This is a genomic window from Rheinheimera aquimaris (genome assembly GCF_020531985.1).
Taxonomy (GTDB): Bacteria; Pseudomonadota; Gammaproteobacteria; order Enterobacterales; family Alteromonadaceae; genus Alishewanella; species Alishewanella aquimaris.
Genome location: NZ_JAJAVQ010000001.1, coordinates 49,730 through 63,779, shown reverse-complemented (window position 1 = coordinate 63,779; position 14,050 = coordinate 49,730). Strand labels below are relative to the sequence as shown.

Genomic DNA, 14,050 nt, shown 5'->3' with positions numbered 1-14,050 from the left:
TTAACTAAGCCCGGGCCAGCTGGTAGCTAAGCCGGGTATCTTGATGTTCGATTACTTTTCTGACTGCCAGACTGCCGCTCTGGCCAAGACAGGATTTACCCACTTGAGCCCGAGGGAAATCACAGTGTCTGCCCAACAAGGTGATACGTACTCTAAGTGCTGAAGGCAGAAAATCTGCCAGTACATGGCTGATTAAATGGTGCTGATAACTTCCGGGCAGCAAGGACTCTGCCCGGCCGGCGGGTACCTTAATCAGCAGTTCAATCGCGCCGCTGACATCCCACACTTTACTGCCCAGCATCGCAGAGCATCCGAGTGTTGCATGCTGGCCCTGAGGTAGAAATTTCATCGCCAGTCTGCTTTGTTCAGTTGCTTCTAACGTTAGCCAGCGCCCTTGCAACGGATTGAGCTCGACAGTGGTGCCAAGTAGCTCAGTGAGAATTTGGCTCAGCTGCTGGGCACTGCGGTTGTGCTGAGCAAAAGCCCCGGCGTAATACAGACCCAGTGTACTCTGTGCGCCCGACAGGTTTTTCAGTACCGCACTGAAGCTGTCATGCTCTGAGCCTGCCATTTCGTATTGACAGGCAAAGCGATATTTCTCCCATGCCCGGTAATACAGGGAAATAAGCCGGTGATTAAAGATGTCGAAGAAATCACGCATGGTCTTATCGCGCTGCTTCAAACGCTGTAACACCATTTCGGTATAATGCTGCGGCATCACACCACTTGGGCCGGTAAGCCCCATAAAACTGACTTGCATATCTACCGCTTCGCAGCCCGTTTCACTTTGCTGCGTTTCGCGGCTTTGCACTTTTGTTACCGGCTGTCCGGGAAATCCTAAATGTTGCACGCTTTTAAAACGAACCAGCTCCCGTTGTGGGAATCCATCCCGGCCAACTCCCTGCCAGCGTTTCTGTTGATGACTAAGCTGACGCTCCAGCGTGTACACCGCCTGATAGAAATCAAAGCCTGATGGGTCCTGCTTTAGCTCTTGTACCGTCATAACAGCACCTTACTGCCGCAACGTGCCGGCCAGCGATGGTAAAGCTGTTCATGTTCTTTTAGCTTCACACTAAGACGGGTGTAGCTGTTTACTGTGGCGTACTGAGAAAAAAATACGTCCAGAATGTTGGCAAAAAAGTATATACCGCTGCCGGCATACGACGATTGTGTGAACTCAAGCAGGATCTCACTGCCACTGCACACTGCCACTTTACCTTGTTGCACCACCCTGGCGCTGCCCGAGGTAATGCGCAGAGCACATATGCCATCGATGATAGCCTTGGACTCCGGCGTGCAGCGAAAATCATACAACTGAAGTGTTTCCTTGAGCCGGTGCAGCGCGTCGCTGCCGGTAAAGTGGTTAAGTGTCAGATGATTTACCAACTGCCAGCGGCTGGCTTCCTGCAGGGCCGGTCTGACACTGGCTGTTGGCGCCATCAGACAACGAACCTCTTTGATCACATCAGCATGTTTACGGATCAGAAACCGTGGTTCGCCACCACCAAATGGCAAATAAGCCGGTAAATTCCGGTTACTGCAAAGTGCCTGCACCTGCACCACCCAGTCTTTGGCGCTCTCAGAGGCATTAACGCCTTGAAACTTGCGGTCAATCACCGACAAATACATTTCTGTACCGGCTTCAGAATAACCGCCGGCCCAATCAGCAAACTCACGCCGGCTGTGCCAGAACAAATCCTGCTGCTGCAAATAATCCGGATGCCCCTGGCTGTAGTAAGGATTTAACGTCACCTCATTGCCAAAAGGGTCAAACGCCTGCACCTGCTCTATCCTGACCACTTCGCAAACATCTGCGTCGGTATACCTGGGGACCAGACGGTACTCGTACTGAGAGCTGTCAAGATTGACGGGCTCAAGCTTCTGGCTAAACAAATTGATCACCGGCGTACAGCCAAGCAGCATGCTATCGGCTGTAATATGGCGCTCCAGCTCTTCTGCCCCATCGGCGAGATAGAAATACAATTCAAGCTCGTTAACAATACCCGGCCAATCCGGGTTTAAATCCGTCAATTCAACAAACAAAAATTTCTCAGGGCATAAAAATTGCTCTATCAGCAAGCGATACCCGGCAAAACTACGCTGGCTATAAGGCACCACCTGGTGTTCATCTGAAAAACCAACAGCTTTAAGTTGCTGAGCAGAAATAAACACCATGGCATCAGGTTGTCCCGCTGGCGCAAAACCAACGACCAACAACTTACTTAACAATAACTCATAAAGACGATAAACATGGTGGCGCTGTCCGTTCAGATAGAAGCGCAATGATGTCACCTCAAGCTCATGCAACGCCGTTTTTTCAAACTCGCAGGACAGATTTAACTTCAGCAGTGCTTTAGCACTTTGTTGCACGGGAGGTTTAGGTGCATGAAACGGTGCATTTTTAAATTCAGCAGCACTGACCTCCAACGGCCAGACATCGGTATCATAGCAAGCCTGAAAGGTGCAGGGTTTCAGGCCGTCAGTACGGGTTTCGAACTCAGTGCCACGCTTGACGACTATGCCTGAATTAGACAGGTTCTGGCTGGTCAGTTTCAGCACAGACGTTGAAGGAATTGGCGCCTGATAATCCGGGTACAACTGGCCGAGCAATGCATCAGTCAGCTCCGGAAAACTATCGTCCAGTTTCTGTCTGATCTGTGCGGTGAGCAGAGCAAAACCTTCTATTAGCCTTGAAACATGCGGATCTTCAACATTTTCTTCACTAAGACGCAAACGGCCGGCAATTTTAGGATATTGTTCGGCAAACTCAGCCCCCATCCGTCGCACATAAGTCAGCTCGCGATTGTAATACTTCAGTAAATCATCATTCATGCCAGATAATCCCTGATGGTGAGGCCCAGATGGACAGGTTCAACTTCTGAATCAAACATGATGTGCTCTGGTTCAGGATCAGCATACAACAGCGCCTGGATCCGTAGCCTGAGCACCCTTTCCATGCCGTGCTCCTGCTCTGGCACAGTTACCTCAACATCTACAAACCTTGGTTCAAACCTGCGGATAGTCTGCTCAACTGCGCGACAAAGCTGCAAACGCCCCTCATCTGAATCGACCACCATGACGGAAAAGTCAGGCAACCCATAATTCAGCAGACTCTGGGGTAACTCGCGGTAGCTTTGCGGCCATGTATGCCATTGCACACGGCTATTAAGCAAGTTTTCCAAATCACGACGCACACTTTGTCGCAGTGCTTTAAGATCAAAGCCTCTGCGACTTCGTCCGGTATCTTTATGCCCGGGGGTATCATCGATCAGCTTGTCCAGCAGTGATTGCTGTAACGGCTGTTTGTAATGCAGTTTCACTGCTAAAACTCCCTGACAACTCAGGCCAGTTCAGCACTGTGTGCTAAGGACAGTAGCTGTACATCTGACAACGCTATGGCCTCATCCCCTGCCAGCAACATTTTCTGCCCAACACCCGTTACCAGATGTTCATGCATCTGTTGCCAGGACGTATCTTTGCCCAGGCGCTCAGATACCTTGATACTATCGTTGTAGGTCATGGGGATGAACACCTCTCCCGATGGGCCATCTGTAAGCACGATCTCGGCTCGCCGCCATACGGTGTCCAACAGTGATTCCGGCTTCTTAAGTTGCAAACTGTCAATCTCACTGAACTTGGCCAGATAGAACTTGCCGTCTGTGCCAAACAGTTCCAGATAACCGCCCAGACTGTCATCAAGATCACGCAGCTGCGACACTGTGTCACCGTTGACGTCAAACCCGGTTTCCGGGCGTAACGCTTCAAGCTCAGAGGCAAAGTGCACCGCCTGGGCTAAATCTTGCTCTTTTAACGCCAGCCTCAGCTTTAGCAGTGACTCAAACATGGCGTCCGGCTCGCTGAACAAGGTGGCAGTCATGCCTGCCTGATAAAAATCCTGCCGCGCAGAAGCCGCCCGGATTAGCTGCCTTAAATTGACAGCCCCAACCAGAAAATCCGGATGCTGGCGCACCATCATATCCAGTTGCTGATCGGCTTTTTCCAACGCACCCTGCACACATAACAACTCGATATAAGTTGCACGTACGTCAGCATTTGCCGGATCGTCTGTAAGCGCAGCTATTGCCAATTCGGTGGCGCTTATCAGTTCGCCTTGCTTAATCAATGCCTGTAATTGTTTCACTGTGAACCTCATGCCGTAGCAGCTTGTTTGGGAGAAAGCTCCGCAACCAGTTTTACAGTGGTAATCATCTGATCTAACTGAAAATGTGGTTGCAGCTGAATAATGGAATAATATCGGCCAGGTTCGCCGCGTTTTTCCCGAACCTGAATACGCGCCTCGCGCAGCGGATGCCTTGCTCTGACATCGCTGGATGCATCTGAAGACGCTGTAGTGTAGTTGTGCAGCCAGCGCTGTAACTCCTGCTCACACTGCTCAGCAGAGTGATAGCCGCCAACCTTGTCGCGGCCAATCACCTTAATATAATGTGCAAAACGTGCTACACACAGAATGTACTGCAGCATAGCCGACAGGCGCGCATTAACAGTGGACAGCTTATCGTCATAACTTTTAGCCTGTTGCACAGACGCATTGTTATAAAAAGCAAAATGATCACTGTATGGCACTACCGACAAGGGAACAAAGCCGTTATCTGACAGTTCGGCTTCAAAACGATGCCCAACCAGCAGGTTTACCGAAGGCTTATTGTTTGGCTGGTATTTTTCCGTTTCATAGCGGCTAACCGGTAAATCACTGACCAAACCGAAATTATGCTGCCCGGCTTTCATGCCGCGGATCTGCGCAAACCAGCCTGACTCGCTATAAGCGCGTACCAGCACAGCAGCAAAAGCAAAAGCCGCATTACCCCACAGATAATCGTTTTCAGCATGCGCAAGCGCCTCTTTGAAGACAAAACTCTCACTACGGGAACCATCATCCTTATAAGGACTGCGCATTAAGATTTGCGGCAGAACAACCCCGAGAAAACGGGCATCTTCCATGGCACGCAGCGCACGCCACTTAACATACTCTGGCTGCTTAAACTGACTACCGATGTCAGCAACCAGACCCAGCTCAGAAAAATGGTCAACACCAAACAATGACGGATGTGCCGAACAGATAAAAGGTGCAAAGGCAGCAGCTGCCGTTCTGGCGACTTCTTTTAGCGTATCAAGATCATTTACCAGTTGCCCCGGGCGGATCTGATGGCTTATCTGGTAGTCACCAATCAATACCCCAAACGGCTCGCCGCCCGGCATATCAAACTCGTTGTCGTATATCAGCTTAAAAAAATCGCTCTGATCAAAGTCAATTGCCCGGGTGATATCTTTACTCAGTTCCAGCCAGGACAACGACAGCAGTTTTACTTTGATTTTTTGCTCCCGATCGTGCCGTTCAGTCTGCTCTGTCAGATAGAGCACCCCGCGCCAGCTCGCTTCAAGCTGTTGCAGCTGGGCGTGATGGATAATATCGTTAAGCTGAAGGTTAATTAGCCGGTCAATATCTGCAATGGCACGGCACAGCATTGCACTAACGGCTTGAGTTCCGCTTGCTCTGATGCCGGCTACATGCTCCAGCCAATATAAAATGGCAGTCAGCGGGTCAGTCTCTCGTAAAAAACGTGCCAGCACACCACTACGCTCTAACCGCGTATAGACCGGTTGAGTAAACGCACTTTCATGCTGATCCGACGCTGCTGTTTGCGTAAAAACATCTGCTGATACAAATTTTACCGCGTCTGCCATGACATCCTCGATTGCTTACCTGCAATTGAAAACCTGTCAGCCTGCAAACACACGGGGATGAGTGTGCTTGCAGGCCACAGGCATTAACTACCCATTTCGGGAATTTTCGCTACCAGACGCAGCGATGTAGACAGCTCTTCCAACTGTAACCAAGGCCTTAGCCATGCTACTGCATTGTAAGAGCCCGGCCGGCCGGGAATTTCACGTACCTGAACCTTGGCATCGGCCAGTGGATATCGGGCACGGACTTCCTGACCACTGCCCTCTGACGCATTCACATAGTTCAGGATCCAGCGATTCAGCCAGACCTCAACATCCTCTGCTTCCATAAAGCTACCGATTTTATCGCGGGCTAACACTTTCAGATAATGTGCAAAACGCGATGTCGCCATCAGATAAGGCAAACGTGCCGAAATTGCCGCGTTTGCTGTGGCTTCCGGCGTGTCATACTTTTTCGGCTTTTGTGCCGTCTGGGCGCCAAAAAATACTGCGTAATCAGTATTCTTGTAGTGACACAGCGGTAAAAAGCCCATTTTCCCAAGTTCAGCTTCGCGTCTGTCGGTAATACCAATTTCGGTCGGACACTTCAGATCCGGATCACCGTCATCACTCATGAAAATGTGGCTGGGCAAACCTTCAACTTTACCACCGCCTTCAGCACCGCGGATGGCTGTACAGAAACCGTACTGAGCAAACGCATTGGTAAGCTTGGTTCCCATAACGTAGGCTGCGTTCATCCAGCAATAGTCTGAATGGTTTGTGGTTTTCGCCACGCCTTTTTGGCCGTCAAGTTCAAATTCTTCAAAGCCAAATTCTTCTATCGGCGCTGTTGCCGAACCATAAGGTAAACGCGCCAGAACGCGTGGCATGGTCAGTGTCACAAAACGTGAATCATCACTGTCACGGAAAGAGCGCCATTTGGTGTATTCCAGCGATTCAAAGATTTTTTCCAGATCGCGAGGTTTAGATAATTCTGTCCAGTCATCAAAACCGAACAGCGCAGGCGCTGATGCTGAAATAAACGGACAAAAACCAGCCGCCGCAACGTTTGACATATACGTCAGTGTTTCAATATCTTCCGGGTGATTGGTAAATTCATAGTCACCAATAATGGCACCATAAGGCTCACCACCCGGCGTACCAAACTCGGACTCATAAACCTTTTTAAACGTTTGGCTTTGATCAAACTCCACCGCTTTGCTCAAATCTTTGTAGAGCTCTTTTTTGCTCATACTGATCATGCGGATTTTAAGCGAAGCGCTGGTTTCTGAATTCATCACCAGGTGATTCAGACCACGCCAGCTGCCCTCTAACTTCTGAAACGCCGGGGTGTGCATGATGACAGCCAATTGTTCAGAAATCAGTTGATCCAGCCGGTTAATCGCTTCATTAAACGTCACTGTCAGATTCTTGTTCCAGCTTACGGTTCCGCTTAAAGCTTCTTCAGTCAAGGTACGCAGCAACTCTTCTGCACGTGACGCATCAGTTTGCTTGGTGGCACCTATGGCTTGCTCCAGCAACGAGCTGGAGGCAGTCTGAGCATTATCATGCTGCTCGAGTAAAGCTTCCGTACTCATATTATTTGTCCTCTATGCTAAGATCCTGCGCCAGCTTTTGCAGATCTTCATTGTTGTTTAATACCCGTTCCAGAATATTCTCAAGCTCTTCTGAACGATCGATTTTTGTCATCAGGTCCCGCAGCTTATTGCGAGTCGCCATCAGCTTGTCTAAAGGCTCAACCTGCTTGACAATTGCAGCTGGTTCAAAGTCCTGCATCGATTTAAACTGAAGGTCTACACTGAACTCACTGCCATCACCGGCCAACTTGTTTTCAACTTTGAAATTCAGCTTAGGATTCATCCGCTTTAACACTTCATCAAAGTTATCGCGGTCAATCTGCACAAAACGACGGTCTTTTAACGGCTTTAATGCCTCGGTGTTCTGCCCGGCAAAATCACCCATCACGCCGACAACAAAAGGCAACTCTTTCTTAACCGCAGCTCCTTCTGTCTCTACGTCATATGTAATATGCACTCGGGGCTTACGCACCCGGGACAACTTACTGTGAATACTTTCCATTGACTTTCTCCTGTTACTCAGCTGTTATTTACGCCTGTTGGTACCGGTTTATCAGCTACTGCTTTTCTGCGGGATCCCCGCTAACCGGAAATAATGATTACGGCTGTTGTTATCGTCGATCAGCTCCTGCAGCAGCTCAGGCAAGCTGAGCCCACTCCAGTGAACTACCTGTTCAAGTGCGTACGAAATTGGTGAATGAGGTTCAGTTTTACGGAAAAATTCAGCCGCCTGTTTCAGGCTATACAGCACTTGTTCACGACTCTGAACCTGCCGCTGAACAGGGTCAGCTTCTGTATCACTGTCAGCTTCACTCTGTAATGTGACAGCTGCCGCCTGAACTGCCAGCTTGTCTGCCGCCAGATAATTAACTGCATCAAGGCATTTTTGCAGAGCTTTGCTAATTGCACTGGTCGGCTGGGGTTCTCCTCCCATAGCCTCATCCATCGCTTGAGACAGCAAAGCAAACTCTGCGATAGCATCGTCAATCTGCGCTTTGAGGTGCTGATAAAACGCAGCGGGCGTCTCTGCAACTGCACTTTTCACTTGCTCCAGGCTGGCGATACCCGCATCGGCTTTTTGTTTCTGACGTTTTTCATCCTTGCGTGAAATGTCAGCCGCACGTTCGTATTGCCAGCAGGCAAACTGACCGTGTGCTGTTACATCAGTGAGCGGGATACTCAGAATGGGAGTGATAAGAGCACCATCTCCCTCATAACCGTTCAAGCCAATCAGAGGTGCAATACGCATCTCCATGCCGTCTTCATCTGGCAGTGGATACAGACAAGTCCAAAAATGCTCTATCAGTAAGCGGGTTGCTTTAAAGCCTGCGGCAAGACCGGCAAAACCATGAGTACGGCACAGTGCCTCAATCAGCCAGGCGGCATACTCAAGATCTTTGGTACTGCTGCATAACACCTGAGGGATTTTTTCGCTAAGTGGGCGCCAATCGGAGATCAGCGCCTGGAAATCTTCATCTTCGGCGAGTAACGCCCGCTCGTTAGCTCTGGCCTGACCGCGAATATCTTTCAACTGGTAATACTGAGATGTGGGCGAAATATCACTACGCGGATCAATGCCTGCGGGTGCACTGGCATCAACCGCATTAATTAACATATCAAAATCAATTAATTCACTGTATTCCATCACAACAACCAGAATGAGACGTTTTCCAGCGAATTATGTTACTTTATTGTTTTATTAATAACAACAATTAAGTCACTTTTCCTAATTTTTAATATAAATTGGTATCGTTTTATCTTTTTCGTTAACATTGTCGGAATTCACATCAACCTTTATCAGGATGCAAGTGACGTTATCTCTTGCCCCCGCAACCAGAGTGGAATGCAGCAACGCCCTGTTGGCCTCGGCAATATTGTTATGTGTCAGATAATGACAAATCTCTTCGTCACTCAACTCCTTGTTAAGTCCGTCGCTGCAGAGCAAGAATAGATCTCCCGGCTGCCACACACCGCTAATGACATCCACGGTCAGATTGGGGTCTACGCCTACAGCACGTGTTATCACGTTGGCCAGCTCATGCTGTTCTGCTTCACTGCTATCAATCAATCCTTCATCAACCATTTCATTGACCTGAGAATGATCACGCGTAACCTGGCGCAGAACATTATTACGCAGCAAATATCCGCGGCTATCTCCCGCCCAGAGAAAATGGTAATGCAGTTTGTCTATCATAAGCATCACAACTGTAGAGCCCGCGGTGCGCCCTTGCAGATTCCTGGCGCTGTAATGGCATAACTCGTCATTCGCCTGTTGTAATGACTCCGTCAGCAACTGCAGCGATATGTCGCCGGTTCGCTGTACTGCAACCTTTACCGTATCAACAACCAATTGGCTGGCAATATCGCCGGCTGCATGCCCGCCCATGCCATCGGCAACCAGCCAGACTCCGCTATCCGCCATATCAAGACAAGCATCTTCGTTACATTTTCTGACCAGGCCTTTATGGGTCTGTGCGTGGGATACAACTTGTCTCATCGTTATACAATTCCGCTATCATTAATCTCTGCACACTGCCAGTGCCAGCGTTGCCAATCGCCGTTAAGCATTGCTGCATACTGGCTGACCTGAGGTAAACCATTACTGACCAAAGTACAGGCTGGAACCTGCTCAGAGCCGTCAGTCCACCACAGGCAATAGCGCTCAAACTGCTGCCGGTAACTATGGTGTAACAAGGACATCGCATCAGGCTCACTATTACTCTTGATCACCCAGGCTGGACGTCCCTGCGCTTGTGGCATTACCGGCGCCGTAATTTGCTGCTTCTCTGGCCAACTAATTTCCGCCTGTTGCAATCTGCTAAGCCAGAGGTCAAAGCTAAAATCATCCTCCAGAGTTAACAGAGCCTGTTGTTGTAATACGGCGCTCCAGTTATCCTGCAACCGGGCATGCACCGGAGTGCATGACATAACCCTGGCCAGGGTAAATGGGAAATGCCGGCCTACCTGATCAACGCTTGGCATAAGGCAGCCCATCACCGCGTCATTACCACACACACCAGCGGACAGCGCAAAATGCCATACCGGGCTGATCAGATAGCTTTCCAGCCATTGCCGCCCCAACTGCTCACGACTAACTGCCATTACAGCCTGTAACCATTCGTTCCAGCTGTCGACAAAACCGGCTGCTAATCCTTGAGCAAGAAAATCGCCACGACTGGGGATCTTGCCGCAAATACCTATCTCATTTATAAACTTGCCGGACAACTGAACGTCTCCAATGCACTATTCCAGAAAGGGTTATTGACTGTATCAGGCACCAGCTCGACCCGGGCTTTATTGCCCTGCACCGCCAGATGTAAAATTTTATCTGTCCGGGTTTGCGGCCTGGCTTGTGTCAGCTCATCAAGAAAGCGGAACCAGGACCACTCACCGGCATGACTGACATTAGAGGGTAAACCTGAGTTGGCCGGGGTAAACACCAGTCTGGTTTCCAGCTTATTTCTGTCTCCGGGCCAGAAAAACTGCCGCGAACGTGTCGGGCCGTGCCGATAAGATAACTCCTGGCCATCAAGTTCCAGTAACAGGTGTGTGATATGGCGATCAAGATAAACAGGCCGCAGGCTAAAACCTACTTTCAGCTTCTGGCTGCCGGTTTCAAAAAACGCCGCCCGGATCTGAGCAGCAGCCTGGAAAGTATTCAGAACACTATGATCCAGACCTATGTCTTTCTTAAACGTCCAGTTAGTGCGGCTGGTATTTACAAAGGGACGCAGGTAATCTTTGAAAAAGTTATCAAGTGTGCCATCGTAACCAAAGAAACGCTCAAAATCGCGCAGTTTAATGTCATTGGCACTGCGACGCTCCAGTGGATAGCGACCGGCAATAGCGCGCTTGTACTCCGCCAAAACCGTGCCTTGCCAGGCTTCATTTATGTGCTGGCGACTACCTTTTGCAAACAGTTTACCGGTATCAGCCGACAGATTGCCTAACCAATCAGCAAAAGGAGAAGGGATATCGCTCTTCAGACGCCGTAGCGCCATACTAAGCTCGTTTCCACCCTCGCCATCCAGCTGATTAACATAAGCCTGACGGGCCATGCCTCCTGGCATATACAACCGTTCCAGATACTGATGATACATACGGCTGGTTTGACCGATTTGCTCCAGCTGAGCATCACTGATATTCAGCAGCTCAGTGAACGCCAGCTCCACTTCTTTGCCTGGCAGTTGTTGAGATAACGCGGACATATTGTCTGGCAGTAAACGGTCTAACCTTGCTTTTTGTCCGGAAAACTGTGTTTCTGCGACCTTACCGGCCACATCAGTCGCCAGCTTCGCTTCGGCAGACTCCGGCAAACTGGTCAGCCGCACATTTTGCTGCACGGCTCTGATAATGCTCTGAATGGGCTGCTCAGGGCCCGACAGTACCTTTGTTACGAAAACGCCCTGCTCTACATCATTGACTGACGCGATACTGATGTCGTCCAGTAATTGCTGCCACTGATACGCATAATCCCGCAGATATCGCTCTGTGACCTGCTCAGACAAGCTCGAATCAGCTGGGTTGTCATCAGTTCCAAGTGCTTCGCCATAAACCCAACTGTCTTCCATTAAACTGCGGATAATCCGGCGTTTTTCAACGTTAAACAGGCCGTGGAACCCTTTGTATGTGTATAAACCGGGGATACCTTCCTGCAATGAGAGCCCACTTTTACGCTGGACTATTTTAACGCCGTCGGTTCCCAACACATCTACCAGTTTAAAGTCAGGGATATGACTTTTAATCAGTTCTGTACGGATGCGCTGATAAGCCCGCTCAGCTAACGGAACCGTCAACAACAAATCGCGGGCGGCTATTACTGCATCTTCACTGTACGTCGCGCCTTTAACGCCGTTTTCCAATAAAGCCTGCAGATGATTCTGTAATGACAGTCTCAGCGGCTGGTTTACGTCGCCGGCAAAACGGCGTTCCACGTAGAGTGCAAACCAGGAACTGATCTGTTCAGCGTCAAAGTGTTCAGGTTTAAACAGCATCAGATACGTTTTCAGTGTTTCATACAGATAATCTCTGTGCTGTGCATTTACCTGCATTTCAGCTGTCAGACTCTGTAACACAAAGGGGACAAAACTATGGTAAAGACCATGCTGGTAGGCACTCTTACCCGCCTGCCCCAACTTATCCCCTTGATATAAACCAAGATTTTTAGGGCCATCAGTAGGCAGAACACCGGAATAGCCAGCAGGCAAATCACGTAATAAATTCAGCCGGTCATTAAGTGCAACCACATCCTGCTCTGTAGAGCTTTTTTCTGTAAGACTCTGATAATTTTCAATATCTTTACTAACCGTATCGACCAGAGTGGTATTCCAGCTATAACTGCCAGCCCAGGCGAACAATAGCCAGACTGAGGACAAAGCGGTACCCGCCAACACAGACCGCCTTATCCAGCGATGACGGTTCTTATGCCGCAGATTCACTGATGCCAGTTCCCGTTCAGGGATAACAATTTCCTCAAAGAAACGCTTAATAAAGTATCCCTTACCCTCGCCGGTCTGACGACGCAGTGGCGGTTCCGCCAGGCCAAAGTTGGAGCCAAGCTGTGACATCACTCGATCTATCGGCACACCTTCCTGCGTTGCGCTGGCAATATATACACCTCTTAACATGGTTGGTTTTTCAAAGGGATTAGGCGCAAATATTTCTTTGAGAAAATCATCAGCGGCACTTTGCAGTAATCTTAACTGCCTCGGAAATTCGTAAATCGCTGCCCTGTTTTCCTGATCGTGCTCATACTGTAAGCGACTGAACAACCGCTGAGTCAGGCGATTAATCATGGCGTGAAACTCTTTATTAAACTGCGAAACCACACCTTTTTCTGCGTCATCAGCGACCGCATTGAATGTCATCCCCCAGACCTGTTCCCGCTCTTCTTCACTCAGATGAGCAAAAAACTCGGTAAAGCCAGCAATTAAATCTGCTTTTGTGAACATAACGTACACAGGAAACGTCATACCAAGCTGGTTCTGTAACTCTTGCACGCGCTGCTTGATAGCCCGGGCATGTAAGTTACGCTCGGTACGGGTTTGATTAAGCAAGTCGGCCAAACTGACAAACACAATGACACCATTAATTGGCCGGCGTGGCCTGTGTTTGCGTAACAGGCCCAAAAAACCCTGCCATGCGGTAGAATCCTGGGCTGCATGGCTGTCCTGAGTAGTGTAGCGCCCAGCGGTATCAATCAGTACAGCACGGTTAGTGAACCACCAGTCACACTGGCGGGTACCGCCGATACCTTCAATAGCATCGGCCCCCATATGCTCTTTTAATGGAAACTCCAGACCAGAATTGTGCAATGCCGTTGTTTTACCTGAACCCGGCGGGCCAATCAGCATATACCAAGGCAACTGGTAAATATCACGGGCCTTACCAAAACGCGCGTGTTTTAAAATATCCAGAGCCTTTTGCATCCTTTGGCGCAGCACTTCTATATCGCGTTTTGCCAGCTCATCATGCTGTTGATGCTCTTCACCGTTTAGCAAGGTATCCACTGCCTGGCGGTTCGAGCGGTTCTCGCGTAAGCCTTTAATATAGTGACTCCCGCCCCACAGCATAGCGATAATGAGTAATGTCAGTAGACGGGCACTGCTGCTCGCCAGAGGCTCATAGCCGGCAATCGCCAGTAACGGGCCGCCAAACCAGATTAACAGTGCCAGCGCCAGCAGGCCGACAATAGTAATAAACAGACTGGATTTAAGCACTGCCATGACAGGCTGCAGCACAGCTTTAACTTTCATAACACTTCCTTTGTT

General features: G+C 49.5%; 11 protein-coding genes. All 11 read right to left on the bottom strand.

The features are described 5' to 3' along the window. Nucleotides 1-4: 4 nt before the first annotated feature. The 11 genes from tssG to tssM all read right to left on the bottom strand — a co-directional run bounded on the left by tssG (nucleotide 5) and on the right by tssM (nucleotide 14,035). Nucleotides 5-1,003: a type VI secretion system baseplate subunit TssG gene (gene tssG, locus LHL18_RS00265; protein ID WP_226765320.1), complete on the bottom strand. Its 999-nt coding sequence runs from the start codon at nucleotides 1,001-1,003 to the stop codon at nucleotides 5-7. Continuing rightward, nucleotides 1,000-2,832, bottom strand: a complete 1,833-nt coding sequence (tssF, locus tag LHL18_RS00260; RefSeq protein ID WP_226765319.1) for a type VI secretion system baseplate subunit TssF — start codon at nucleotides 2,830-2,832, stop codon at nucleotides 1,000-1,002. The genes tssG and tssF overlap by 4 nt, the downstream gene beginning before the upstream one ends. Then, complete coding sequence (gene tssE, locus LHL18_RS00255) at nucleotides 2,829-3,320, bottom strand: type VI secretion system baseplate subunit TssE (RefSeq protein WP_226765318.1); 492 nt, start codon at nucleotides 3,318-3,320, stop codon at nucleotides 2,829-2,831. The genes tssF and tssE overlap by 4 nt, the downstream gene beginning before the upstream one ends. 20 nt (nucleotides 3,321-3,340) lie before the next feature. Next, nucleotides 3,341-4,141, bottom strand: a complete 801-nt coding sequence (locus LHL18_RS00250; protein WP_226765317.1) for a type VI secretion system accessory protein TagJ — start codon at nucleotides 4,139-4,141, stop codon at nucleotides 3,341-3,343. An 8-nt stretch (nucleotides 4,142-4,149) separates the two neighbouring features. After that, entirely contained in the window at nucleotides 4,150-5,703 is a 1,554-nt protein-coding gene (gene tssC, locus LHL18_RS00245) for a type VI secretion system contractile sheath large subunit (protein ID WP_134055095.1), read from the bottom strand. 83 nt (nucleotides 5,704-5,786) lie between these two features. Continuing rightward, nucleotides 5,787-7,280, bottom strand: coding sequence for a type VI secretion system contractile sheath large subunit (gene tssC / locus LHL18_RS00240; RefSeq protein WP_134055097.1), 1,494 nt, complete (start codon nucleotides 7,278-7,280; stop codon nucleotides 5,787-5,789). A 1-nt stretch (nucleotide 7,281) separates the two neighbouring features. Continuing rightward, nucleotides 7,282-7,782 (bottom strand): type VI secretion system contractile sheath small subunit, encoded by a 501-nt coding sequence (gene tssB, locus LHL18_RS00235; RefSeq protein WP_134055099.1) that lies wholly within the window; start codon nucleotides 7,780-7,782, stop codon nucleotides 7,282-7,284. A gap of 51 nt (nucleotides 7,783-7,833) precedes the next feature. Continuing rightward, entirely contained in the window at nucleotides 7,834-8,925 is a 1,092-nt protein-coding gene (gene tssA / locus LHL18_RS00230) for a type VI secretion system protein TssA (RefSeq protein WP_226765316.1), read from the bottom strand. An 81-nt stretch (nucleotides 8,926-9,006) separates the two neighbouring features. Then, complete coding sequence (locus LHL18_RS00225; RefSeq protein ID WP_226765315.1) at nucleotides 9,007-9,777, bottom strand: PP2C family protein-serine/threonine phosphatase; 771 nt, start codon at nucleotides 9,775-9,777, stop codon at nucleotides 9,007-9,009. 2 nt (nucleotides 9,778-9,779) lie between these two features. Further along, complete coding sequence (gene tagF / locus LHL18_RS00220; RefSeq protein WP_226765314.1) at nucleotides 9,780-10,505, bottom strand: type VI secretion system-associated protein TagF; 726 nt, start codon at nucleotides 10,503-10,505, stop codon at nucleotides 9,780-9,782. Continuing rightward, the gene (gene tssM / locus LHL18_RS00215) at nucleotides 10,487-14,035 is read right to left on the bottom strand and encodes a type VI secretion system membrane subunit TssM (RefSeq protein ID WP_226765313.1); all 3,549 of its coding nucleotides are present in this window, start codon (nucleotides 14,033-14,035) and stop codon (nucleotides 10,487-10,489) included. The genes tagF and tssM overlap by 19 nt, the downstream gene beginning before the upstream one ends. Between the last annotated feature and the right edge of the window lie 15 nt (nucleotides 14,036-14,050).